At 44.2% G+C, this 25,287-nt stretch carries 24 protein-coding genes; 12 read left to right on the forward strand and 12 right to left on the reverse strand.

The genetic code is table 11. The features are described from left to right. Positions 1 to 4 precede the first annotated feature (4 nt). The 4 genes from CYL18_RS05940 (at position 5) to CYL18_RS05955 (ending at position 2,216) form a co-directional block, all read left to right on the forward strand. The gene (locus tag CYL18_RS05940) at positions 5 to 844 is read left to right on the forward strand and encodes a flagellar hook-basal body protein (protein ID WP_104848566.1); all 840 of its coding nucleotides are present in this window, start codon (positions 5 to 7) and stop codon (positions 842 to 844) included. A 12-nt stretch (positions 845 to 856) separates the two neighbouring features. Then, positions 857 to 1,141 carry a DNA-directed RNA polymerase subunit beta gene (locus CYL18_RS05945; RefSeq protein ID WP_104848567.1) on the forward strand — a complete coding sequence of 95 codons (285 nt, stop codon included), beginning with the start codon at positions 857 to 859 and terminating at the stop codon, positions 1,139 to 1,141. 68 nt (positions 1,142 to 1,209) lie between these two features. Further along, positions 1,210 to 1,632, forward strand: a complete 423-nt coding sequence (fabZ, locus tag CYL18_RS05950; RefSeq protein WP_104848568.1) for a 3-hydroxyacyl-ACP dehydratase FabZ — start codon at positions 1,210 to 1,212, stop codon at positions 1,630 to 1,632. A gap of 254 nt (positions 1,633 to 1,886) precedes the next feature. Continuing rightward, positions 1,887 to 2,216 carry a hypothetical protein gene (locus CYL18_RS05955; protein WP_104848569.1) on the forward strand — a complete coding sequence of 110 codons (330 nt, stop codon included), beginning with the start codon at positions 1,887 to 1,889 and terminating at the stop codon, positions 2,214 to 2,216. 46 nt (positions 2,217 to 2,262) lie between these two features. Here the strand turns inward: CYL18_RS05955 and CYL18_RS05960 are convergent, their stop codons facing one another. After that, positions 2,263 to 2,685, reverse strand: a complete 423-nt coding sequence (locus CYL18_RS05960; RefSeq protein ID WP_161497085.1) for a YwpF family protein — start codon at positions 2,683 to 2,685, stop codon at positions 2,263 to 2,265. 257 nt (positions 2,686 to 2,942) lie between these two features. Between CYL18_RS05960 and ssb the strand changes: the two genes are divergently transcribed. Then, positions 2,943 to 3,317, forward strand: coding sequence for a single-stranded DNA-binding protein (gene ssb, locus CYL18_RS05965; RefSeq protein WP_104848571.1), 375 nt, complete (start codon positions 2,943 to 2,945; stop codon positions 3,315 to 3,317). After that, positions 3,314 to 3,478, forward strand: a complete 165-nt coding sequence (locus tag CYL18_RS19230) for a hypothetical protein (protein WP_161497086.1) — start codon at positions 3,314 to 3,316, stop codon at positions 3,476 to 3,478. Before ssb ends, CYL18_RS19230 begins: the two co-directional genes overlap by 4 nt. A gap of 227 nt (positions 3,479 to 3,705) precedes the next feature. Here the strand turns inward: CYL18_RS19230 and CYL18_RS05970 are convergent, their stop codons facing one another. Further along, on the reverse strand, positions 3,706 to 4,314 hold the full coding sequence (locus tag CYL18_RS05970; protein ID WP_104848572.1) for a hypothetical protein: 609 nt from the start codon (positions 4,312 to 4,314) through the stop codon (positions 3,706 to 3,708). Between the two features lie 256 nt (positions 4,315 to 4,570). Between CYL18_RS05970 and CYL18_RS05975 the strand changes: the two genes are divergently transcribed. Further along, positions 4,571 to 4,894, forward strand: a complete 324-nt coding sequence (locus CYL18_RS05975; RefSeq protein WP_104848573.1) for an iron-sulfur cluster biosynthesis family protein — start codon at positions 4,571 to 4,573, stop codon at positions 4,892 to 4,894. A gap of 47 nt (positions 4,895 to 4,941) precedes the next feature. Here the strand turns inward: CYL18_RS05975 and CYL18_RS05980 are convergent, their stop codons facing one another. Genes CYL18_RS05980 through CYL18_RS05990 form a run of 3 tightly spaced genes read right to left on the reverse strand, consistent with a single transcriptional unit; the run spans position 4,942 to position 9,619 of the window. Then, positions 4,942 to 5,130 (reverse strand): hypothetical protein, encoded by a 189-nt coding sequence (locus CYL18_RS05980; RefSeq protein ID WP_104848574.1) that lies wholly within the window; start codon positions 5,128 to 5,130, stop codon positions 4,942 to 4,944. 57 nt (positions 5,131 to 5,187) lie between these two features. Beyond that, positions 5,188 to 8,007, reverse strand: coding sequence for a DEAD/DEAH box helicase (locus tag CYL18_RS05985; protein ID WP_104848735.1), 2,820 nt, complete (start codon positions 8,005 to 8,007; stop codon positions 5,188 to 5,190). Further along, positions 7,994 to 9,619, reverse strand: coding sequence for an SWIM zinc finger family protein (locus CYL18_RS05990; protein ID WP_104848575.1), 1,626 nt, complete (start codon positions 9,617 to 9,619; stop codon positions 7,994 to 7,996). The genes CYL18_RS05985 and CYL18_RS05990 overlap by 14 nt, the downstream gene beginning before the upstream one ends. A 128-nt stretch (positions 9,620 to 9,747) precedes the next feature. Here CYL18_RS05990 and CYL18_RS05995 point away from each other — a divergent pair, with 128 nt between their 5' ends. From CYL18_RS05995 to CYL18_RS06010, 4 genes are all read left to right on the forward strand, one after another. Next, positions 9,748 to 10,629 carry an LCP family glycopolymer transferase gene (locus CYL18_RS05995; RefSeq protein ID WP_104848576.1) on the forward strand — a complete coding sequence of 294 codons (882 nt, stop codon included), beginning with the start codon at positions 9,748 to 9,750 and terminating at the stop codon, positions 10,627 to 10,629. A 199-nt stretch (positions 10,630 to 10,828) separates the two neighbouring features. Further along, the gene (locus tag CYL18_RS06000; RefSeq protein WP_104848577.1) at positions 10,829 to 11,161 is read left to right on the forward strand and encodes a hypothetical protein; all 333 of its coding nucleotides are present in this window, start codon (positions 10,829 to 10,831) and stop codon (positions 11,159 to 11,161) included. Between the two features lie 153 nt (positions 11,162 to 11,314). Then, the gene (locus tag CYL18_RS06005; RefSeq protein ID WP_104848578.1) at positions 11,315 to 13,516 is read left to right on the forward strand and encodes a hypothetical protein; all 2,202 of its coding nucleotides are present in this window, start codon (positions 11,315 to 11,317) and stop codon (positions 13,514 to 13,516) included. Between the two features lie 151 nt (positions 13,517 to 13,667). Further along, entirely contained in the window at positions 13,668 to 14,174 is a 507-nt protein-coding gene (locus tag CYL18_RS06010; RefSeq protein ID WP_104848579.1) for a VanZ family protein, read from the forward strand. A gap of 138 nt (positions 14,175 to 14,312) precedes the next feature. On the opposite strand, the gene CYL18_RS06015 is transcribed toward CYL18_RS06010, so the two are convergent. Further along, positions 14,313 to 15,224, reverse strand: a complete 912-nt coding sequence (locus CYL18_RS06015) for a helix-turn-helix domain-containing protein (RefSeq protein ID WP_104848580.1) — start codon at positions 15,222 to 15,224, stop codon at positions 14,313 to 14,315. A gap of 200 nt (positions 15,225 to 15,424) precedes the next feature. Between CYL18_RS06015 and CYL18_RS06020 the strand changes: the two genes are divergently transcribed. Next, positions 15,425 to 15,784 carry a hypothetical protein gene (locus tag CYL18_RS06020; protein WP_104848581.1) on the forward strand — a complete coding sequence of 120 codons (360 nt, stop codon included), beginning with the start codon at positions 15,425 to 15,427 and terminating at the stop codon, positions 15,782 to 15,784. Positions 15,785 to 16,050: 266 nt separating this feature from the next. On the opposite strand, the gene CYL18_RS06025 is transcribed toward CYL18_RS06020, so the two are convergent. The 6 genes from CYL18_RS06025 to CYL18_RS06050 all read right to left on the reverse strand — a co-directional run bounded on the left by CYL18_RS06025 (position 16,051) and on the right by CYL18_RS06050 (position 25,258). Continuing rightward, positions 16,051 to 16,734: a TcaA second domain-containing protein gene (locus tag CYL18_RS06025; protein ID WP_104848582.1), complete on the reverse strand. Its 684-nt coding sequence runs from the start codon at positions 16,732 to 16,734 to the stop codon at positions 16,051 to 16,053. An 832-nt stretch (positions 16,735 to 17,566) separates the two neighbouring features. After that, on the reverse strand, positions 17,567 to 18,184 hold the full coding sequence (locus tag CYL18_RS06030) for a DUF6944 family repetitive protein (protein ID WP_104848583.1): 618 nt from the start codon (positions 18,182 to 18,184) through the stop codon (positions 17,567 to 17,569). Between the two features lie 282 nt (positions 18,185 to 18,466). Then, the gene (locus tag CYL18_RS06035; RefSeq protein WP_104848584.1) at positions 18,467 to 19,102 is read right to left on the reverse strand and encodes a DUF6944 family repetitive protein; all 636 of its coding nucleotides are present in this window, start codon (positions 19,100 to 19,102) and stop codon (positions 18,467 to 18,469) included. A gap of 125 nt (positions 19,103 to 19,227) precedes the next feature. After that, the gene (locus CYL18_RS06040; RefSeq protein WP_104848585.1) at positions 19,228 to 21,942 is read right to left on the reverse strand and encodes an SH3 domain-containing protein; all 2,715 of its coding nucleotides are present in this window, start codon (positions 21,940 to 21,942) and stop codon (positions 19,228 to 19,230) included. A gap of 163 nt (positions 21,943 to 22,105) precedes the next feature. Continuing rightward, complete coding sequence (locus CYL18_RS06045) at positions 22,106 to 24,394, reverse strand: SH3 domain-containing protein (protein WP_104848586.1); 2,289 nt, start codon at positions 24,392 to 24,394, stop codon at positions 22,106 to 22,108. Between the two features lie 99 nt (positions 24,395 to 24,493). After that, on the reverse strand, positions 24,494 to 25,258 hold the full coding sequence (locus CYL18_RS06050; RefSeq protein ID WP_146102819.1) for an SGNH/GDSL hydrolase family protein: 765 nt from the start codon (positions 25,256 to 25,258) through the stop codon (positions 24,494 to 24,496). Positions 25,259 to 25,287: the final 29 nt, after the last annotated feature.

Consider the following 25,287-nt stretch of genomic DNA (forward strand, 5'->3'; position numbering starts at 1 on the left):
AGCGATGAACAGAATGATGATAACCGCATCAAACACGATGGGGCAGCTGCAAAAGAAGCTGGATACGGTCTCCAATAATATCGCCAATTCTGAGACGACCGGCTATAAGCAAAAGCAGGCATATTTTTCAGATTTGCTCACGCAGGAATTTAATAATCAGGAGCGGGTAGAGAAAGAGAAAGGGCGTCTAACGCCGAACGGTATCCGCGTGGGAGTCGGGGCAAGCATGAGTCAGTCCAAGCTGAACACAGAGGTTGGGGCGATCCAAAAAACCGGCCGTGACCTAGACGTGGCGCTCAATAAGGAGAATTTGTACTTCACGGTAAGCGTTCAAAATGGAGCCAATGTAGAGACGCGCTATACGAGGGATGGAGCCTTTTATTTAAGTCCTGTCGGAGACCAGCTGCAGCTCGTTACCTCAGAGGGGCATGCGGTTTTGGATGAGAATAATGAAAAGATTCTTATTGGCGAGGATATGAAGAGGATAAGTTTTAAGTCTGATGGTCATATTCGAGTCGTCTATCAGAATAACAGCGAAGAAACGATTGATTTAGCCATCATATCTGTAGAAAAACCACAATTTTTGGAAAAAGTGAGCGATAATACTTTTACTCTCCCGAATAATATGGCACAATTGGGGGTAACAGAGAACGAAATCTATACCCCGCTGACCGGCGCTTTGAGAAATCAGGTCTCCCTTACAGGAGGGGCTCTCGAGCAATCGAATGTTGATTTGAGCGTTGAGATGACTGAGCTGATTCAGGTGCAAAGGCAGTACCAATTCCAATCCCGTGCCGTAAGCATGGCGGATCAAATGATGGGGCTGGTAAACGGGATTCGTTAAAGGAGTAGAACAATGCAAGCAGTGGTTAGAAAGAAGAATGAACAGCTAGAGTCAACGGAGCCGAATAGCCGCATAGAGAGAAAGAAAACGTCTGATGTGGAAGAGAAGATCAGGCTTCGCATCGTGCCGATTTGGGCGCGCATCCTGATTGTCTTAGTGCTCGCTGTCACGGCAGCTGTTGGCGGTGCCTTGATTGGCTATTCTGTCATTGGCGACGGGAATGCCGGCGACGTCTTCGAGAAATCCACATGGACTCATATTACAGACTTGGTGAACAAGGGCACAACTGGTGAATAACTAATTTGGGGGAAGGGATTGATGCCCTTCCTGTTTTTTTATGACGAAATTTATTGGAGGATAGGCGCATGTTTGATATCAATCAGATAAAAGAAATTATTCCCCATCGCTACCCATTTTTATTAGTGGATCGAATGATTGAGGTAGAGGAAGGGAAACGAGCGGTCGGCATCAAGAATGTGAGCGCGAATGAACCCTTCTTCTCCGGCCATTTCCCTGAGTATCCGGTCATGCCGGGCGTATTAATTGTGGAGGCGTTGGCTCAGGTTGGAGCGGTTTCGGTCTTGATGAAGGAAGAGAATAAGGGGAAAACCCCGTTTTTCGCCGGAATTGATCATTGTCGGTTCAAAAAGCAGGTTACACCAGGCGATCAATTGAGGCTAGAAGTGGAGATGACACGCGTGCGGGGCTCTATTGGCAAAGGCAAAGGCGTTGCCACGGTCAACGGGGAAGTCGTATGTGAAGCTGAGCTGATTTTTGCCCTTGGATGAGAAAAACATAGGCCTATATGTCGATTTTTGGATAAATAGGTTTAAGATGGAGTAAAAACGGGCTAATAAGGTATATATGAATCGCTACCAGCCATTCATAATACCATGGTGGATAACCATATCACTTCTCCCTTTTAGCAGGCCTATCATTTGGGCTTGCTGCTTTTTTTTGCCTTATCATAATCAAGCTAAATCAGGGAACTATAAGAAAGACCTTTGGTCAAGACTTGAGAATGGAAAGGAGCAAGATCCGAATGCAGAAAATCCTAAAAGCATTGCTAGGCGTGGCCATGGCTTCCGTATTAATGGTGGGCTGTAACAACAACGATGATAATGATACAAACCCTCCTCCGGAAATGAATACGGATACAAATGACATGACCAACGATAATAATGGTGTGGATATGAACGGTGAGAATGATAACGGCACCAATGGCGTTGATAATGACGATAATAATGGCGTCGACACACTCGATGGCGAACTCACTGATGACGCACAAAATCTTAAAGATGACGTCAAGAATGACACGAACGACATCATCGACGATACAACTGATCGAAACGATAAGAACGACAACCGATAAAAAACAAAGCTGGCGAGACTTGTGCTTGCCAGCTTTTCTATATTATTTATCGGCTTCCTGAGCGGAGGCTATCGCGAAAGGCGCTCTTTAGCTCTGCACCGGTAAATCCCTCATCAACTAAATCATCGAGCAGGAGCTCTGCCATTTCCCGTCTGCGGTTGCGCAGCTTGCCAATAAACAGGACACTCACATAATCCTCCATTACCCGCGCATTCTCGAAGAAAGCCTCAAAGAAAGCAGGTGTATTATCCTTCTTCGTGATAATGCAGCTTACAATAAAGGAAGAATCCTCCTTGCCATTAAGCTGTTCTTTGACCAATTCATATTGCTCATCATTCATCAATGCCTCAATCAGCCACGTGCTCGCCTCATTTTCTTTATTAATGATAAGGCCATCAACAATTTCAATATTTTCCGGCTCTCCGTCCTCTGGAATTAGCTGCAGTGAAACAAGCTTAAATGTCTTCATCGACTTCCCTCCGTTTCTCCATTTTTTTCTATTATAACACGAGCGGCTCAAAGACATGACATGGGAGTAATTTGTCGAACGGAATGTCAAAATGCGACCATCCACTACAAAGTACCCTCATATATGGGCCATTTGCCTGGTGAAACGGAGAGTTTGTCCATGAAGAAACACTCAAACTTCAAATTAGCCAAATGTACAAAGGGTCTGAATACCCATTATGATACTTGTACCTTCAAAAAAAAGAGAGGTGAAAATGAATGCTAAATCAAGTGACACTCGTGGGCAGGCTTACGAAAGACCCTGAATTGCGCTACACTCCGGATGGCAAGGCAGTCTCTAACATCACGCTGGCCGTTAAACGCAGCTTCCGAAATTCCAATGGTGAATATGTCGTTGATTTTGTCAACTGTACCCTTTGGAACCGGATTGCTGAGAATACGACGATTTACTGCCAGAAAGGATCGATTGTCGGAATCACTGGTAAAATCCAAACACGCACGTATGAAAACCCAGAAGGCAAGCGTAATTTCATCACAGAGGTCATCGTCGAAAACGTGAGCTTTATGGACCGTAAGACTGCTGAGAAGAAACCGGCAAAAGAGGAACAGGAAACGAGTGAGCACGCCCTATGACTGAACGCGAAATGCTTGCCGACCTCATCCGTATCCTCGGAAGTGTAAACAGCCGTGTTTGCACGACGGAAAATGACCTCAAACGGGTAGAGAATATCCTCCAAATGCTCATCAACGAAATCGCCGATTTGAAGGAACGAAATTATCAATACCACGAATAACCTGATTGGCTTACCCCTCAACACAACAGCCTCATTACTTTAGAAAATGAAATAAACTCCTCTTGTAGCCGCCAATTCATGCGCGGCTTTTTCTAATGGGGAAAAAATAAAGCGGATATACCTCGGTATAACCCAAACATCGTCATTAGCATTGTTAAGCATACTTCCTTAAAACAAAATCCAATAGAAAAAGCACCTTCTCCCACGAGAAAGCGCCGTCCTAACTATCACCGTTCAATCGTAATATAAAATCTTCCCCAGCAGCTATTCCACCTAAAGTCTATCCCGAGAATGGCATTCAAGGTATGACGGTGCTTTTCCACCATACGGTAGGCGAATCTGTTGGCATCACGCTCGATCCATTGGGAGCGGTAGCCGCTTGTGTCGGTGGTGATATAGGGTGTATTGTATTGCCTTTTCATATGGACACGCTGGTAGGCGTGACGGATTTCATGGAAGAGGTCTTGGATCAAAAACAGCTGCATGAGTCCTTTGCGATAGGCTGGATTTTTGACGATATGGTTGAAGGGAAAGAGGGCGATGTTGCCAAGCTTATGATAGCCGCCTAGAGTTCCATTCAAGGCATCTTTGTAGCACCAGTCATCTATATAGCGTTGTCCGTGATTTTCGTGGTCAGATTTTACTTGGTCGGGTGTATCATAAATTGAGATGGTCATTCCGAGGTATTGATAGTCATCGTGCAGAAGGCGCAGAATTTGTTTGAGCTGGAAGTCAGAAATCATATTCGTATGATTTCGAACCATGGTTTTTGCTAGTTTCCTTTGTACTTGTATGAGCGACCCCTCTGGTCTAGCCATTCCTTCGTTTACTATCATGTAATAAAACAGCTCCTGTCAAAGATTCGTCTGGTTGTATGGCATCGTTTTTTCTATTTATATGCCAGTCCGGGGGCCATTATTCATTAGTACCTCCTGAGTATTTTAGACAAAAATTTACAATTATAGTGGCGAAAAGTGAATTTATTTAGGGTGTTATACGGATATTTGGTGTTTTTTGTAAAAGGTAGGTTTCTGATTGGTGATGAGAGGGTATTGTATTTAATTCGAGATACGGAAAGGAGTGCGAATAAACATGGACCTATCTATCACAATCAGACCTGCTGCTTTACAGCAATTGAAAGGGCTATCGTTGGATGCGGAAGAAGGGATTCGCATTGGATCAAGCTATGTAGGCAGCTGTTCTCTTTTTGCTGATTATCAATTATCGATTGACCAAAAGCAGGAGGGGGATGATGCTTATGAGGTTGAAGGGATTCCCTTCTATGTATCAGATAAGAGCAAAGCCTATTTGCATAACGAATTATTCATCGATTTCAGCCCGTCCTTAGGATATAAACTCTCAAGTCCAGAGGAAGTATATAAATATGACCTTTCGCTTAAGCGTGCAGCAGAATAAAACATAGCTAAGCACAAAGAAGTAGGCTGGACCATAAAAGGTTCAGCCTACTTTAATGAAATCAATACGAAAAATAATAAACACATCAGCATCGCCCCAGATACTGTAAACCAAAACGTATTCTGAGGATGATCCTCCTCATATTTCAGCTTCTGAAGAATTGCCACAAAGTTTACGCAAAGCACAACAGCCCAAATGGGCACCGTAAAAACCAATAATGCCAACACAACATCCATCTCCCTAATCCCCCTTAAAAAAGAGCCCGGTACAAAGTCCGGGCTCCAATATCCATTCTATAAATCCAGCACGAGCAATTCCTTCAGCTCATCACCAGACAATTCGGTAATCCAGTTATCACTTTGGACAATCTCATCATTCAAGGTCTGCTTCTTCTCTAGCATCGCATCGATTTTCTCCTCGAGCGTGCCGGAGGCGACCATCTTGTGGACATGCACGAAGCGTGTCTGGCCGATTCGGTAGGCGCGGTCGGTCGCCTGGTTCTCAACGGCTGGGTTCCACCAGCGGTCATAATGGATGACATGGTTCGCTGCAGTGAGATTCAGCCCGGTACCTCCAGCCTTCAATGAAAGGAGGAGAATCGGGTACTTGCCCTCCTGGAAGGCGGTGACCATATCATCGCGCTGCTTCTTGCCGGCTGAGCCGTTCAGGAATGGCACCTTTTGGCCGTAGCGGCGCTCGGCGATATGCTTGATCATATTGCCCATCTCGATGTATTGCGTAAAGACGAGAGCACTCTCGTTCTGCTCATACACGGCATCGAGGAGCTCAATCAGCTTCTCCATTTTGCCCGAGCGGTGGAGTATATGAGTCGGCGTCTCTTCCTTCAAGTAGAGGGCCGGATGGTCGCAGATCTGCTTCAGTTTGGTAAGCATCTGTAGAATCAGCCCCTTACGCTCAAATCCGCTCAATTGCTCAATTTTCTCAAGCGTATCCTTCACCAGCTGCTCATATAGGGCGGCCTGCTCGGTAGTGAGGCTGATGAATTCCTTCTGCTCAAGCTTATCCGGCAGGTTGAGGGCCACTTCCTCATCCTTCTTCGTACGGCGAAGCAGGAAGGGCTGAATCAGCTTCTGCAAGGAGGCAATTTTCTTCTTGTCGCCGTCCTTTTCAATCGGAGCTGCAAAATGTTTATCAAAATGAGCCTGAGAGCCGAGATACCCTTTATTGATGAAATCGAAGATCGACCAAAGCTCACTCAGGCGGTTTTCCATGGGCGTGCCGGTGAGGGCGATATGCTGACGGCCCTGCAGCTTGCGCGCGGAGCGGGATTGCTTCGTATGCGAGTTCTTGATATTCTGTGCCTCATCAAGCACGACTGCATCCCATGTGATGGAGAGGAATTCCTCCTCGTCCTGATGGAGAAGGCCGTAGCTGGTGAGTACGACATCCGTGCCGGCGAAGGCTGTGGTGAATGCCTCGCCCTTCTTCCGACCTGAGCCGTAATGAAGGTGAACCTTGAAGTCAGGGGCGAAGCGCTCAAGCTCCTTTTGCCAGTTGCCGAGCACCGAGGTCGGGCAGACAATCAGGGCAGGAGAGGAGGCAGGGCCGTTCTTTTCCCTGACAGCGAGCATGTAGCTGATCAGCTGAATCGTCTTTCCGAGTCCCATGTCATCGGCCAGGCATGCGCCGAAGCCGTATTCACGCAGGAATAATAGCCAGCTCATCCCTTGCTGTTGGTATGGTCTTAACGAACCATGGAATGTATCCGGCACATCGATCAGCGGGATATCCGCTAGGGAACGAATCTTCGTCATGAACCGCTTCAAATCATTGTTCAATTCAAACTGGATGCGGGCATATTGATCCTCATCCACCGCTTCCTCGTCATCCTCCTGGGTCAGTTCCTGATTAAGGAGGTCCATAATGCGAAGGCCACGCTCATCGGCCTCGCGCTTCAGCTCCTGCATTCGTCTCATGAACGCAGGGTCCAGGCGTACCCAGCGCCCTTGAATGTACATGAGTCGGCGCTTTTCTTCGACGAGCTTATTGAATTCTTCCTCTGATACATTCGCACCATTAACGGAGAAACGCCAATTATAATCAAGCAGGGCATTGATGCCGACGAAGGATTTGCGGCGTCCGCTTGAGTTCTTTACCTTCGCCCGCATGGTCACCTTCGCGTCCTTGATCGCCTGCCACCAGGATGGCAGCAGAATCTCCGCACCAAGCATATGGAGCACCTCGGAGGCATCGGTCAGGAAGTCCCAAGCCTGGTCCTCCGTAATGATATCCTCCATCCACGGGAATAATTCCTTCCAGCGGTTGAGCTCCTCTTCAGCCGTATCCAGCTGCTTCTTCCAGGAGAATGGAATCTTCTCGCGCTCAGACCAGAGGAAGAATTGATCGGTTTTCTTCTTGCTGCGCAGGAAGGGCTCAAGCTTCCATTGGTCGACCTCATCACCAGCGGCGAAATCCGGCTCGCTTAAACGGAGGCCGAGGGTGAAAAGCAGGCCGTTATCATTCATGCCAGTCCACTCATTCCATCGATTCTCATCGAAGAAGCGGCTGAGTGACTTAATGGACAAGCCCTTCTCGGCAAATATATTCACGAGGTCGCGCACACGGTGCTCACCAGGGCGGTCCTTGATGGCTTCATTGAGCCATTCGCTCGCATACTCACGCACCGTCATCTGGACGGTTTCCCCGCTGGCGATATGCTTCACCATCTCCTGTTCCCAGAACGTATCATGGAAATCATCGATAATCTCCTGCGGGAGCGGGAAGGTGAGGGCACCCTCCTTCATCTCTTTGAAGTTTGGCATGACCGTGCCGTTCTCAACGGCTTCAAATAAGCCTTGGGCAAGAGAGAGGCTGATGGAGGCCCAATTGGACCAGGACCATTGAATGAAGCTGTTGAACGGCTCCTTTGAAAGGACCTTCATCCAATCATAGGCGGAGAGGATGATGCCGCTCTTGCCGTCAAGCCGGGTAATCTCAAGCTTAGTTCCGTAGTAGCTATCCTCATCCCAGAGAAAGAAGCTCGGTGCCCAGAACTCCGCCTGAACCTCCTCACCCTCATCTGTTCCATAAACAAAAATGCGTCCGTCTTCGAGTAATTCAATTTGGATGTAAAGTGTATCAATCAGCTGCATCAATTAACTTTCCCTTCCTCAATTCTTCCTGGAATGCACGCAATCGTTTATAGGTATCACTCAAATAAGCAATATAGGATTCCCACGCAGGTACTTGTTTTAACTTTTTGTATATCGTCCGGAGCTTTTTCAAATAGCGGACCGCATCCCGATAGGCAGCGCGATTCTTGCCGCCAATCAGCTGGATGACCTGCTGATGGTAAAGCGGGAGCAGCACCTCAGGCTTCTCTTTTTGAATTTCCTTCGCCTGCTGCGGCCACTCGGCCAGTACATTCACACGCTCAGCCACCTGCAGCTCAACCCATTTCTTGTACTCCTTCTTCTCATATAAATAATGGGAGTACGGAATAAGGGAATAGGGAATCGTCTCCCGAAGCATGCGCTCAAGCAGGTCAAAGCGCTTTGTTGCCGAGCTGAACGGGCGGATGATTTGCAGGGCATTATACAAGTAATTCGTGCGCTTATACTCCTGTGAATGGTAGTGAAGCAAATATGCCTTTATGTTCTTTGTGTAAAATTCAACAAATGGAATCATACGAGCATGCTGCTTCAGCATATTCATATCCTCGAGCATAAAGGTGAGGTAGAAGCAGGCTGCCGGTCCAAGAAGCTGGATAATCGCGAGCGCTGCCTCATCCTCCTGCTCAAGCATCAGCAAATGAACGATCATCATCTGTCCAAGCTCTGCATCTGCCTCGGGCAGGGAAGTAACAAGGCTTTCGAGCCGAGACCGCTCTGCCGCACGTTCCTCCTTGGAGGACAGGCTCGCTGACCAAATGAGTCCATAAAGCTGCCAGCGATAAAAGACGAAGGAATCCGTATAGAGGAGGCCTTGCGTCTCCTCTAAGAAAGCCCCAATGAACTCCTCTGAATCAAACGGGCGGATAGACGTTTCAAAGCGGCTCATCTCATCAATGATCGCTAAATAAAGCTCATGCACGGATTGTTGGAGCATCTCTTTCCGGAAATGATCGAGCGATTCGGAATCCTGGTCAAATAAAAAACGAATCCCATGGAAATAGGCCATGCTCCGGTAAAGTGGAACCCACTGCCGATTATCCGGCTCGCTTCGCTGGATGGCGCGCTGATAAGAGGAGGCAATGCGGTGAGTGCCCATCATGAAATAAGGGGGCAGGGTCAGCTCCTCGCGTGCGACATTTGCAAAAAAAGCTCTCCAGGAAGCATAGTTATGATCTGGTTTCACCTTTTGCTGCACGGGCTTTGATTCCGTACCCTTGAAGACAGGACCGGACTCAAGCGATTTCTTCAGCTTATACATAGCATCATTCTTATGCTTCCAGTCATCGACCCAATCGGAAACACTCGCGCTCTTGCTATAGGCCGCAAAAAATACAGCCAGCTGGTGGCGGCATAGGTCAATCGCCGGGCATGAACAGGAGCTATTGCTTGGGAACGTCAAATCAAGCGTCACATCGACCTTCATCACATCCTGTACGACCCCATGGATTAATTCTTCATCTATAGTAAGCTTCGTCACCATTCCTTGCCGGTAAAGGACGAGGCCTTTCGTTACGACATTAACATCATTATTAGACTTTGGTGAAAGCACGCCGGCTATGCGTTCGCCATAGAAATTTAGTGCATCATGCATACATCATTCTCCTTACCCGACAGTGTAACCAAGTTTACTCTTAATTGTAACAAACATCTTGAAAAAAACGTATGAAAAGATAGCTTATGGCAAAACACTAGAGAATAAAACGATTAAGTGAGGATAGCATGAAGCATAAATGGATTTGGATCACCGCTCTTATTATCCTTATCGCGACGATCCTCTTCATCCCAATTTACAAGGCCTATCAATCCATATCGGACCCTCTTGCACAAAGGCAATCAGATCTTCGAGATAAGATGCTCCAATTAGAGGACAGGGATCCATTCTCCGTCCTCCTGCTCGGTGTAGATGATGACGGGGAGGTGCGAAGAAGCGCCGGAACAATCATGGTGCTGACCGTCAACCCAACGCTCCAGTCAATCAAGCTTCTCCATATTCCGCGAGAAACGCGTGTTAACATTCCAGGGCAAGACCAGCCTGATAAACTCAATCATGCCTACAAGACAGGAGGAGTGGAGCTGATGATGGAGACGGTGGAAGGGTTCATGAAGATTCCGATTGATTATTTCGTCAAGATTAATATGGAGGGAGTAGAGGAGGTCGTGGATGCGATGGGCGGCATAACGATGGAGAATAAGAAAGCCTTCTCCTATGAGGGCTATCATTTCCCGACCGGGAGAATCAGCCTGAATGGGAAGCAGGCGCTTGCCTATATTCGCATGCGGACGCTCGGAGAGAATGGTGAGGAGGAGCGGCAGGAGCGCCAGCGCAAAGTCATTGAGGAAGTCATCCGCACAGGAGCGGACCTGCAATCGCTGACCCACTATGATAAAATCGCGACCGCCCTCATGAATAATGTGAAGACGAACTTCACTATCAAGGAAATGTTTCAAATTAAGCAAAACTATCGCGATGCCCTTGATCATATAGACAGCATAAATATGCAAGGGTCTGCAAAGAAAATTAATGGCGTCTATTATGAGGTCATTGATGATGCTGATTTAAAAAAAGTTTCAAAAATATTACAAAAACATCTAGATTATTAAACCGTAAATAGGTACAATAGAGAAAGTATAAAATATTCATATAGGAATATTCCTCGAGTTATAAAAAAGGATGAAAACATGAGTAATCCTGTATGAATATGCAAAAAAACATCGGATTTCCTGGCATACTGGCCTGACCACCTACTTGCTAATCCTGTTAGACTGGTTACAAATAGGAAATGAAGGAGGCTGGGCATCAATGGAATTGAATGTAAGAGTATTGCCAAAGTTTATTGATGGTGAATGTTCAATTGAATTCTCGTTCTTTTTTGATCAAGCGGATATGAAGATAGGGGAAGCCGTCATCCTAACCTGTGAGGAGGAGATGGATGCTCAATTAATTGAAGAAGAGCCCATTTTGAATCCGAAGAAGCGTAAGCGTCATTATCCTAAGATTGCCTTTGTCACTGACCTTGTCGTCATGGAAGGACATAAACCAGCCGCTATGAACGAAATCAAGAAATTCCTGAACGTCATCGGAATCCACAACATCCGATATCGAGAGAACAACCGTATTGCCGCAATGGCATAAACTATATAACAGAACGAAAGACCAAATTCAGCGCAAGGCTCTGGATTTGGTCTTTTTTCATTTAGTAAATCGCCTGTATGGTTAAATATGACTATAATTACACTATTATGATATATTTGTAATGATTTCATAATTATTTATAGGAGGATATTCATGAGGAAAATTTTCATGGCTTTTTTAGGGGTAGTTTTATTATTGTCGATGATTAATCCCGCATATAACAATAATATTGGAGAGGCAGCAACAGATAACGGTGAAACAAAGGGCAAAGCAATCCCATTAACGTTACCCACCAAGATAGAAGGTAATCTCGAGGATTATGGTTCACGTTATTACAAGGCTACGATACCTGACAATGGGGAGCTTACCATTTCTGTGTCAAATATGCCGGAGTCATCCGAAATATATGTATGGGATGAGGATTTTGAGCACATTATAGCTATCTTGGAATCAGATGATGGAACAGGAACTGTGAAGACATCGATGGGTTTAGCAAAGGGGAAAGTTATCTATATTGTGATTGAAGCATATGAAGAGCCCTTTAAGTATGATATTCAGTTAGATTTTAAGGCAAAGGCTAATTTAGAGAAAGAACCGAATGATACTATTGTCAGTTCTCAACAACTAAATCTAAATACGATAACGAGTGGCTATTTAAAAGAAAATAGTGACTATAGCGACCATTATAAATTTATCCTGACGAAGCCAGGCAAAGTAACGGTTAAATTGAGCAATTCCAAGCAAGGGGAACTTTATCTTGGATTAACGAATGTGGATGAGGATGATTATGATTATTTATTCACTAATCCACTAAAAAGTGGGACAACCAACATGGAGATTGGATTGCCAGCTGGAACGTATTATATGAGCGTTTCAAATAATTCTGATTCCAATGAACTAATTTCTTATCAATTAGAGCTGAATTTCACACCGGGCACTAATTATGAGACGGAATCAAATGATAAGAAGGCAGAAGCGGATCCTATTAAACTTAATTCAAATTATCAAGGATTTAATTCCAGCCGATATGATAATGATGTGTATACATTTACATTGACAAAGAAGGAAAAATTAAAGTTCAGTGTGAGTAATACAGTCGACTATTTATCAGTGGAAAATGGTGAAAAAGAACTGAATTATTTATTCCCATCTGATACGGTATCCGGTACTGCAACCAAAACAATGGAGCTAGTGCCAGACACTTACTATGTGAGGATTGATGGTAGAGCACATACCGCTTACAATTTAAAAATCCAAACCATAACACCAACTCTCTCTACCAGCAAAATCACCGTAAAAAATAATTACGGAAAAAATGATACGGTAACAGTTAGTGGTATTCAAAAAGGGAATCAAATTAAGGTGTATGACAAGAGCAGCGGAGGTAAATTATTAGCTAGCCAAACATCTGCTGGCACATCCACAGCTCTTTCTATTAAGCAACTTGGTCAAAAGGCTGGGAAGATCTATGTAACGAATACCCAATCCGGTTATTTAGAAAGTTCGAGAACGGCAGTTTCCTATAAAGCAGAGCCATCAGCTCCCTTGAAAACAACACAAGTAAAAATAACGAATAACCGTACTAGTCAGGATGTTATTGCAGTGAGCGGTATCAAAAAAGGAGACACCGTCAAGGTATACGACAAAGCAAGTGGCGGCAAATTGCTCGTGAGCAAAAATGCAACAGGCACCTCACTTAATCTAACTGTAAAGCAGCTAAGTCAAACAGCAGGAAAGATCTATGTAACGAATACCCAATCCGGTTATTTAGAAAGTTCGAGAACGGCAGTTTCCTATAAAGCAGAGCCATCAGCTCCCTTGAAAACAACACAAGTAAAAATAACGAATAACCGTACTAGTCAGGATGTTATTACAGTGAGCGGTATCAAAAAAGGAGACAACATTAAGGTATATGATAAAGCAAGTGGTGGCAAATTACTCGTGAGCAAAAAAGCAACAGGCACCTCACTTAATCTGACTGTAAAGCAGCTTACTCAAAAAGCAGGGAAGGTCTACGTAAGTGTCACAAAGACAGGATTGCTTGAAAGTTCAAGAGTGGGAGTCTCCTATAAGGCAGAGCCATCAGCACCGCTAAAGGCCAGTCAATTAACCATAAAGAATAATAAAGGCAAATCAGATACCATCACTGTAAAAAGCATTCAAAAAGGTGATACGATTAAGGTTTATACCAAAGCAAGTGGCGGTAAACTGCTTGTTTCCAAGAAATCAGCCGGAACATCCACAACTCTTTCTGTTAAACAACTAGGGAAGAACGCAGGCAGTGTTTATATCTCGGTGACCAAGAGCGGTTTACTTGAGAGTTCCAAAGTAAAGGCGTCATTCAAGAAGGAATAGATTCATACAGGCCGTCATTCAGGTCATTAGACTTGAATGACGGCCATTTTGATATTAATCAATCGATTGATTAATATCAAAATGGCAATAATGGGTAAATGTCGGAACAAACTCATTTACGATAGGAGGAAATTCCTATAGGATAGACATTATGAATAATTTAACTAAAAAGCTTATCGTACGTATTGTCTTTGCCTTAATGATTATCGGGGTCATTTTCTATTCCTCATCCCAGCCATATTCAAAGCAAAATATTCAGCCACTTATCAGCGAAAAGCTGGAGATTCCTGAACCGATCGTGTCCCTGCTTTCTAAGGTGGAGTTTACTTATGCCGGCCATATCATCAGCGTGGAGACGAAAGGAATTCCTGGCCTGATTGAGTTCTTCATTCGGAAGGGAGCCCATTTCAGTATTTATTTCGTCCTTGCAATTGCCGTTGCGAGTGTTATTCATCTTTGGATGAAGAAGAAGCCGCTGAAGCTTGCGGCCATGACAATGCTTTTTGTATTCCTATATGCCTGTTCGGATGAGTGGCACCAATCCTTTAATGGAGAGCGGACACCGCTCTTTCAGGATGTGATGATTGATACGGTTGGCGGGATGTTTGGGGTGGCAATCTATCTTTGGTGGAGCAGGAGAAGGACTAGAAATATCTAAATAGGGATATAGAATAAACTTGCTCTTTTAAAGGATGTATTTTTTTATCCTGGCCTTCCTGAAAATAATCAGCCGGTAGGGGCTTTAACCAAGCCCTGCTAAATTAAACATGAATTTCTAATACGAAAACAAAAACGATCACATAGGATGATCGTTTTTTTGTCGTTCAATTTCTTCCAAGAGGATTTCCTTGCCTTTCTCTAATATAGACAAATAGTTTTTATCCTCAATTAATTCAAATATGATTACAGCTTTATTTAAATAAGACAGCGCATTTTCCAATTGATTAAGTCTTTCGTAGTTGTAGCATATTTGATAATGCAATTCCCCTAATGGATAGAGGTTGTCCTTTGATAAACAATACTTAATGCCTTTATGACAGTAGTAATTAGACTCTTCATAGTTTTCAAGCATGCTATATACTCTTGCTAAATTATAATAAAGTCTCGGCAAGATAGTATTATCACTAATAAAGACAAGTTGCTCTAAGTTTTCAAGAGCTCCGAGAAAAATATCAATAGCCTCTTGTGTTCTACCGTCTTCTGAATAGATGGAACCGACTGCTATGAGAATTTCGATTTCCCTTTCTGTCCATACCTTATTATTTGTATGGGTAAGTTGTATTGCTTCCCATAGAATTTTAATGCCTTTATCAGGATTCTTATATACAGCATGTTCACATAATCCTTTATGCCATAGAATCATTTGGTAATGTCGGTTATTTTGCGTAAATAGAGGATTCTTTTCTTCTATCTTAATTATTCGCTCCATCTCGACAAATTGGAGGCTTCTTCTTGCTAATCTAAGTTGCCGAAATACTTCATTAACATAATCGATCCTTGGAGTAGATCCAATCTCAAAGAAATAGTTTACATCCACTCCAAGCTTTTGGGATATTAAATATAATGTATTTGCATATGGGAAGACGTCGCCTTTTTCTATCTTACTGATTTGGGCTTGGGTACATATACCCTCCGCTAATTCTTCCTGTGATAGTTTTAATGATTTTCTAAGCTCTCTAATCCTTTGTCCAATAATAGAAAAATCCATTCCTGACCTCCCTCTCTGAAAATATGCCTAAAGTTATATTTAAGTCTATACGCTTACGTTTTAAGTAGGAATTAATATATTTTGAATCAAAAGTCCTTGCTTTTTGAATTTCAATGTTTTTATATAATGTGATTAAATGGAAATATACAATATATATTCCAATTATACTCTCGATTTAGAGAATGAAAAGGAGAATTTAAATGAAAAAGAAAATGAAGATTCTAAGCTTTAGTCTTTTGGGTGTAGCAGTTTTAGCTTCAATACTAACATTTGCTCCTAAAGATAATTCAGTTGATACAGCCGAAGCGATTCCATTCCCGCCACGTATGTTGAATGTAGGGAACGAAGTAGCTGAAGCGATTCCATTCCCGCCACGTATGTTGAATGTAGGGAACGAAGTAGCTGAAGCGATTCCATTCCCGCCACGTATGTTGAATGTAGGGAACGAAGTAGCCGAAGCAATTCCATTCCCGCCACGTATGCTGAATGTAGGGAACGAAGTAGCTGAAGCGATTCCATTCCCGCCACGTATGCTAAGCGTTGGCAATTCAGTAGTGTAAAACCACAACAGTACGACATTCTTAATATTTGCAGACTGAATAGTTATTATATTCTAAATGTATAAGAGCAGGAGATCGGGCAGGTCTTCTGTTTTTTATTTGTATTTAAATAGAATAAAACCTATATCCATCTTAACTATACGCATTCTTCCCCTCAATTTCGTGAGATTTTTTACTCATTTCATGTAGAAATTTAATATTTAATACAAAATGAATTGTATACTCAGGTTATATCCATTAAAAAGAGCAGCTGTGAAAATCAGCTGCTACTTTTTGTCTTTATTGGTTTGGAGAGTAATGTCCTCGGCTTGGAGATCAAGGGTGATTTCTTGATCGGTGTTCCAAAGGGTGACGGTTTCGGTTTTCTTGATTTCTTTGTCCTTTTGCTTGGAGGTTGCTTCTACCATGTATTCTCCAGGGAGAAGCGGGCCGACTGTTTTATCGCAATCTTTTTGGCTTGTATGGGTGACTTTTTGGCCATTGATTTTGATTACGGCGTCCTGTGTGTTTGTACAGACAGTCAGGTAGACAGGGTCAATTTCAATGGAGTAGGTGTCTGGCAGGATGAAATTTTGGTTCTTTTTAAGGGTTAAGAAGCCTTCAATTTTCTCAGTGGATTTGGTATTGCTTGCCGCGACGCCAGCTTCCTCATCATAATATCTGGATTGCTCCTGCAGGATGGTTATTAGTGATTCCAGGTATTCAGGATTCTCATGGAGGTAGTTTATGAGTGCTTTCGTATCCTTCTCGTCAATTTGGAGATTTTGATCTGAGGAGGTCAGCACTTTGGATAGCGTTTCGCTGTTTTGCTGTTTGAATGCTAGCTCCACCTGATGGATTAGGGTATCCTTGTCAGGCGGCCGGCTAATCAGATAGAGAGGTATACAGATAAGAAGAATAGAAGCAATTATAAGGCCTATTTGGAGTTTCCTCAATGGAGATTTTCTCAATTTCCGTTCACCGCCTTTAGGTATAGGTAATTCGTATGACTCCTCTTTATTTACTATATCGGAAAATAGATTTGGAATTCAATTAATATCAACAAGCCACTGGATTTTTTAATGAAATTGGCCAGACCAGTTAATTCCTTCTATATAGTCTATTGTCCTCATACCCTTTATAGACTTAATCAATCGTTTGATTAACAAAAAGCATAAAAAAAACACCCGCCTCGGCGAGTTGTTCAAATCAATGCTATTACCGTGGAGAAATAAGGGGAAAAAGGTTGTGGGCATCTTCTATAGGGGATTTTAGAAATGAAAGGAATCAAGCTGAGCGGCGTTTGCTAATGGCCGTTAGAATAAATAATTTTTCTTGTTTGGAAAGCATCTTCCAGCTGCCTGCGCGGATTTTCATGAGTTCCGCCTCCTTTTTTAAAAATTTGTACTCTCTATATACCGTAAAACCCCTTTCTTGAAACAAAACAAATACCTACAAAAAGAGGGGGATAGCGTATCATTAAACAGCATGCGTTAGGATACGATAGGGAATGGTGTAAAAAGGAAGCGTATCGGTGAGGGATGTCGATGAAAAAATATTAAATGAGGCGTACAAATGGGTTAATTCGAAGGAATAATTGTTTAGGGTCAAGTAGTATAGTTGGTAAAGGCGAGTATGCTATAAAAAAGGAGCAGGATTATGCAGGACTTTCAAACAGATAAAGATTCCTTTATAAGAGGAGTGAGATCGGGGTGCCTTATTTCGAGTGCTATATGGTTTTTGATTGGGCTAGTGACCTATCTTCTGATTAGATAAGTGAGGGCATCTAGAACAGAAACCAGCTCATTGGTTGTAGAGCTGGATTCCGACTCCGATTAGGGCAACGACTGTACCGGCTGCGACAAGCCAGCTTGACCAGGCGATTAAATTGGTGATGGCATTTGTGCGTTTGGTATCCTTCTCGTCCTTGCCTTTCTTTATTCTTTGTTTTTTCTCTGCGTCCTTTTGGTTGCCTTGAAGTCTTAAGGCGATTGCCAGAATGCCTGCCCCGATGGCTTGCATGAGATTGCCGATTGCCTCAAGCCTGCTGCCACGCTCCTGCGGCTCATTAAATCGTTCCTCGATGAAGATCATGAAGGCCCCGAGTGAGGCAAGGAGGTTTCCGGAAACCAGGAGATTCGTGTCTGTTTCATCTGAGAATGGAAGCAGGATAGAGGAGATGATTTCAAGCATCCCGATGGCGGCAATCGCATTGCCGCCTGACTCGAGATTTAACTCACTTTGGGCATCGACCTGGATGGCAAAGCCGAGGGCCTGCAGCTCGAATCCGATAAGATTGATTTCTTGTAATTGCTCATCTGTTAAAAAGGGCGAGGGAGTAGAAGCGGCGGCGTTGATATTGGCGCCAATCGCTAACACCCAGGACCCTATATACTCTGTGAGCAGATGTTCTTTGTCCATCCTCATCCCCCCTGTCTTTATTCATCAATACCAGGCGTAAGCTCTTGCCATTCTTCTTATTGTTGTCCGATGGCTGATAAGACATTGACTCTTTGTCTTATGTCAATTTCCCGCCGATTGAATCCTCGTCCTCACAGTATTTCTTTATACTGATCTAATGGAACAGATTCTATATCCATCAATAGCTTATCTTTACAGTGTATTCACTTCATAGGAAAGTGGGTGGGTTTTTTAGTGAAATCAACTTGTCCAAGATTTCGGTTGACATAGGGTGGCAATGCCCTATCTTAGGAAGAATGGGGCATTGCATCGCCCAAATTCAGTTGGCCTTTCGCCAGCGTCTCCATCTCCTACTCCACTTTCCTCCTCTTCCTCAAGCTGCTGACCTATAGCGGCTATGAATGCCCCAAGGGTCTGGACCCAAGAGCCGATGGCGTTGATCCACTGACCATTGTACTGGTCAGTCAGCTCCACCTTGATTCCAAGAACGGAAATCATGCAGCCGATTGTTTGGAGTGTGTTTCCGATGATTCCTTCATAGGCTCCAGACGGTGTCCCATTGATGACTTCATCATAGGCTGAGAGAGTTGTTCCTAGCCCTTGGAGGATATTGCCCCCTGATTCCAATACATAATCAGCCTCCAGGGAGGAAAAACGCCAAATCAATGGCAGGAGCTCCTCAAGAGAACCGATGGAGGTGATGACTGATCCGGCATATTCATATGAATAAACCGTGCTCTGACCATCCGCCACAAGTCCAGCCCCGGTTGCCTGCATCGTCAGTCCGACCCGGTTATAATCATCGCGCGTTTCTGAGTCGAGAGGAACGGAGGGGGTAGAGCCATAGGCCTCGATTGCATTGCCAATTGCCTGCATCCAGGAGCCGATAATCTCTTTAGTATGATTACCCTTGGCCATCCATACCACTTCCATTTATTTTGCGAATCCATATAGCTTATTCGACAGAGGAGGATTTTGAGTGGGATTCCGTCCAAATTGGACGCATAAAGAAAGCCGCCTAATCTGTTCAGGCGGCTTAAGGGCTATTTACTGAAAAAGACGTTTAATCCATTGAGGATTCCTTGCGCTGCTTTTCTGTGGTGGCTGGTTTGCGCAATAATCTTTTCCTCAGATGGAGTCGACAGGAATCCTAGCTCCACGAGAGCAGCTGGGCGATTATTCTGAGATAAGACCGTATATCCTTTCTTCTTCACGCCGCGATCCCTGAGTCCCGTTGTTTTGATCATTTCTTGTTGGAGGGAGCTGGCAAGGCTTGTGTGCGGGGCGTGATAATAAAAGGTTTCAATCCCATATGCATTGCCGATAGGTGTTGCATTGTAGTGAATGCTGACAAAGGCATCCGCTTTGTTATTGTTACTGATACTTGCACGAGTGGGAAGAGTCAAGTAAACATCTGTTGAGCGGGTCATAATGACATTGGCACCTGCGTTGCGGAGCAGGGTCGCCAATTGATTTGCCGTACTTAGTGCGATGTCCTTTTCCTTTGTCCCCAGAAGTATGCCAACGGCACCCGCATCATGGCCACCATGACCTGGATCAATGACAATGGTCTTCCCTTTTACGGTCTTCGTAGTAAGTACGCTAGAGGATACCCAGCCAATAATGCCAGAGTTCAGTTTCACTTGTGTGAAGCCATTCTTCACACTTAGCTTTCCTGCTTTTTCTCCTTTAGAAGCGGACGCTAATACGGGAGATTTCGTGCTGGCATCTTGATAGATGGATGCTTTGCTGGCTAAATATACATATTCTGTTGGTACGGCAATATTTTCTGTCTTCTTAGCCGATAAGTATTGCAAGGAAACCCAACCGGTCGTGCCGTTGCTTAATTTGACTTGTCCCCAAGTGCCGCTTTTCTTGAGCAGGGTGAGAGCGGTGTTCTTCTTCACGGAAGCGATTGCTTTAGAAGAGGATGAGGCTTTCTCACGAACGTTCAAGCTAGTCGCGGTTACATAGTAGGTGCCGAGGGTAGCTGTTGTTGTGGCCGGCTTCGTCTTTGTTAAGTACTGCAAGGAAACCCAACCGGTTTTTCCATTACTTAATTTAATCTGCCCCCAGGTGCCGCTTTTCTTCAAAAGAGTGACAGCTGAGTCCTTCTTCACGGAAGTGATGAGCTTGGAAGAAGCCGAAGCTTTTTCACGTAAATTAAGACTGGAAGCCGTGACATAATAGGTTCCAAGATTAGTCGCCGTTGCAGCAGGCTTCGTCTGCGTTAAGTACTGCAAGGAAACCCACCCAGTTTTGCCATTGCTTAATTTAATCTGCGCCCAAGAGCCGCTTTTCTTCAAAAGAGTGACAGCTGAGTCCTTCTTCACAGAAGTGATGAGCTTGGAAGAAGCCGAGGCTTTCTCGCGCAAATTAAGGCTGGAAGCCGTGACATAATAGGTACCGAGATTAGCCGCCGTTGCAGCAGGCTTCGTCTGCGTTAAGTACTGCAAGGAAACCCACCCGGTTTTTCCGTTACTTAATTTAATTTGCCCCCATGTGCCGCTTTTCTTCAATAGAGTGACAGCTGAATCCTTCTTCACAGAAGTGATGAGCTTGGAAGAAGCTGAAGCTTTTTCACGCAAATTAAGAGTAGAAGCCGTGACATAATAGGTACCGATATTAGTCGCAACTGCAGCAGGCTTCGTCTGTGTTAAATACTGCATGGAAACCCATCCGGTTTTGCCATTACTCAATTTAACGTGTCCCCAAGAACCACTTTTTTTGAGCAGGGTGAGAGAGGTATCCTTCTTCACGGAAGCGATATTCTTGGAAGAAGAGGAGGCTTTCTCATGCACATTCAGGTTAGTGGCGGTTACATAGTAGGTGCCGAGATTAGTTGTTGTCGTGGTAGGCTTCGTCTTTGTTAAATACTGCAAGGAAACCCATCCGATTTTTCCGTTACTTAATTTAATTTGCCCCCAAGAGCCGCTTTTCTTCAATAGAGTGACAGCTGAGTCCTTCTTCACAGAAGTGATGAGCTTGGAAGAAGCCGAAGCTTTCTCACGCAAATTAAGAGTAGGAGCCGTGACATAATAGGTACCAAGATTAGCCGCCGTTGCAGCAGGCTTCGTCTGTGTTAAATACTGCAAGGAAACCCATCCGGATTTGCCATTACTCAATTTAACGTGTCCCCAGGAGCCACTTTTTTTGAGCAAGGTGAGAGAGGTGTTCTTTTTCACGGAAGCGATATTCTTAGAAGAAGAGGAAGCTTTCTCACGGACATTCAGGTTAGTGGCGGTTACATAGTAGGTGCCGAGATTAGTTGTTGTCGTGGTAGGCTTCGTCTTCGTTAAGTACTGTAAGGAAACCCATCCGGTCTTCCCATTGCTTAATTTGACCTGCCCCCAGGAGCCACTTTTCTTGAGCAAGGTGAGAGCGGTGTTCTTTTTCACGGAAGCGATATTCTTAGAAGAAGAGGAAGCTTTCTCCCTAACGTTTAAGCTAGTGGCGCTTACATAATAGGTTCCGAGACTATTAGTCTTAGATGAGAGGTATTTGCTCGATACCCATCCATTCTGCTTGCCATAGGTTATGTAAGACCAGCTGCCTTGCTCAGCTGAGACTGTGACTGTTGTTCCTTTTTTGATCTTAAATTTGATTGAGGATGTTGTATTGGCCTTTGAGCGGACGTTTAGGATGTCCGCTGTCACTTTGGATGAATAGCCAGCTGCCTCTGTATAAATAGGATACTGTGAAAAGACAAGGCACAGAATCATCATGATGCAGATATGTATAGAAATCTGTTTTTTCATATAGTTGTATTCACCTCGATTAACATTATCGGATAAAAGGCAGTGTAGGGAAATAGAAAATTAAGTGAAGGTAAGAAGTGGAAGGTGGAGGAGGAAAATCTATCATACATAAAGAAAACAGATGTAAAAACATGATCGTTTTTACATCTGTTTTTCTAGGCTTTTATTTGCTGAAGAAGACGTTTAGCCCATTGAACATCCCTTGAGCTGCTTTTTCGTGGTAGCTAGACTGGGAGATGATTCTCTCCTCGGTTGGATTCGTCAGGAAACCAAGCTCAACAAGGGCGGCTGGACGGGTATTTTGGTAGAGCACAGTGAAGCCATTTTTCTTGATGCCGCGATTTCTGAGTCCGGTAGATTTTGCGATTTCCTGCTGCAGGGAGCTCGCAAGGCTTGGATTGAGATGATAGAATGTCTCAATGCCGCGGACACTTGATGAGATAGAGGCATTATAATGAATGCTGATAAATGCATCGGCCATATTTTTGTTGCTAATTGCTGCACGTTCCAAAAGGGTCGGGTATGTATCGCTTGAGCGAGTCATCACGACCTTTGCGCCAGCTTGACGAAGTCGTGCGGCGAGCTCGTTGGCCGTACTCAGGTTGATGTTCTTTTCCAGTGTCTTAAGAAGGGTTCCAATGGCACCTGCATCTTGGCCGCCATGCCCGGGGTCGATGACAATGGTTTTGCCTTTGACCGTCTTTGTCGTAACCAAGTGAGAGGCTAACCAGCCAATCGTACCCGAAGGTAGCTTGATCTGCGTGAAGCTGTTCTTTGTGCTCAATATTTGCACCTTTATTCCTTTAGAGACAGAGGCGACGACGGAGGATTTTGAACTCGCATCCTTATGGATGGTTGCTCTTGCCGCTGTGTAATACGCTTCTTCCGGATTGGGAGAGGTGCTGGCCGGTTTCTTCGTCGTTAAGTAATTCAATGAAACCCATCCTGTTTTGCCGTTGCTTACCTTCACCTGCCCCCAGCTGCCGCTTCTTTTCAAAAGAGTGACGGAGGAGTTTTTATTCACAGAGGTGATAATCTTGGAAGAAGTCGAAGCCTTTTCTCGTACATTCAAGCTAGAGGCAGTGACATAATAGGTTCCAAGATCTGCTTCAGTACTGACGGGTTTCTTCGTTGTTAAATAGTTCAAGGAAACCCATCCTGTTTTGCCGTTGCTTAATTTAATCTGTCCCCAGCTGCCGCTCTTCTTTAATAGAGTGACAGAAGCGTTTTTCTTAACAGAGGTGACAATCTTAGAAGAAGTAGAAGCCTTCGCCCGCACATTCAAGCTAGAAGCTGTCACATAATAGATTCCAAGATTTGCTTGAGCACTGACGGGTTTCTTCGTTGTTAAATAGTTCAAGGAAACCCATCCAGTTTTGCCATTGCTTAATTTAATCTGTCCCCAGCTGCCGCTCTTCTTTAACAGAGTGACAGAAGCGTTTTTCTTAACAGAGGTGACAATTTTAGAAGAAGTAGAAGCCTTCGCCCGCACATTCAAGCTAGAGGCGGTGACATAATAGATTCCAAGATTTGCTTGAGCACTGACGGGCTTCTTCGTCGTTAAATAGTTCAAGGAAACCCAACCGATTTTGCCGTTGCTTAATTTAATCTGCCCCCAGTTGCCGCTTTTCTTCAATAGAGTGACGGAGGCGTTTTTCTTAACAGATGTGACAACCTTAGAAGAAGTAGAAGCCTTCGCCCGTACATTCAAGCTAGAAGCCGTCACATAATAGGTTCCGAGATTTTTTGAGACGCTAGCTGCTTTCTTCGTCGTTAAATAGTTCAAGGAAACCCAGCCTGTTTTGCCGTTACTTACTTTCACCTGTCCCCAGCTGCCGCTTTTCTTCAATAGAGTGACGGAAGCGTTTTTCTTTACAGAGGTGACAATCTTAGAAGAAGTCGACGCTTTCTCTCGCACATTCAAGCTAGAGGCGGTGACATAGTAGGTTCCGAGATTTTTCGGGACGCTAGCTGGTTTCTTCGTCGTTAAATAGTTCAAGGAAACCCATCCGGTTTTACCGTTACTTACTTTCACCTGTCCCCAGCTGCCGCTTTTTTTCAATAGAGTGAGAGAGGCATTTTTCTTCACGGAGGTGACAACCTTGGAAGAAGTCGAAGCCTTCGTTCGTACATTCAAGCTAGAGGCGGTGACATAATATGTTCCGAGACTGGCCGGCTTGGTATAGGAAAGATATTGGCTTGCTACCCACCCGCTTTTTTTTCCATAGCTAATATACGACCAATCCTTGCTCTCTTTCGTTACAGTGACAGCCGTTCCCAGTGATAGTTTGAATTTGATGGATGAATTCATGGCTGCCTTCGAGCGAACATTCAATATATTCGCCGTCACCTTTGCCGAATAGCCGGAAGCTTCTTTAGATGCAGGAATCAGGGATATGACAAGGGATATAAGAATCAAGAGACAGATGAGTTTCGAAAGCTGTTTGTTCATTTTTTCATTTCACCTCGATTAACCTATCGGACGAATGAGTAGGGTTTGAACAGAAAAAAGGAAATTCCTGTTTAAAAAACAAAAATTCCCCTCTGTTGATTATAATCCAAATAAATTTAGGATCTCATTAGCCCAGATTTTTACGCCCTCTTCATTCGGCGCGCTTTGTGCATCGTTCAAGTAGTCTTTAACTTCCTCACCTTGATGATCTGGCCATGCACTCCAATGGTCGACATAGGTGATGGCCTGTTTTTCGGCGTACTCCTTCAAGTCATCCACCTCACGAGGATAATAGGTCGCCCCATAAATAGGATTAGGAGGAGTGAGGATGGTGTACAGACCTTCATTCTCTGCTTGAAGTGCTTCCAGTACCGTGTCGATCATCTCATTTGTCGTCATGACCGCATCCTCTATGCCATTGCTGTTAAGGAGGAGCGGTTCATAGATGAACACATCCGGCTTAAAGTCGACATAATCCTCTACTTTATTCTCTGCCAAGAAGTCAATCGAATTCCCCTCATACTCTAGATGCTTGACGGTGATGGCACCACCGTAGGCTTCTTCCAATCTCTTGCTTACTTGTTCTGCTAAGCCTTCTTCCTCTGTACCGATTGAATCAGATCCGGCAATGAGAACACGAGCAGAGCCGTGATTCCAGGCAGCCAGTTCCATCGTTTCTTTTAACTCAACGTCTTGTACCTCCTGAAATGGAAGCTTTTCATTTGAGGACGATTTCTTTTCCGTTGAAGTGGCTTTGACAGTAGAGGCTTGCTCAATTTTGTTCGTCCAATGCAATTGGCCAGCAATTAAAACGCCAATACATAACACAAGTAGCGTCATGGTGCCAATATACTTCATCATCATTCACCTTCCGCAAATAACAATTAATTTAT

Source organism: Pradoshia eiseniae (assembly GCF_002946355.1).
In the GTDB taxonomy this organism is placed as follows: domain Bacteria; phylum Bacillota; class Bacilli; order Bacillales; family Pradoshiaceae; genus Pradoshia; species Pradoshia eiseniae.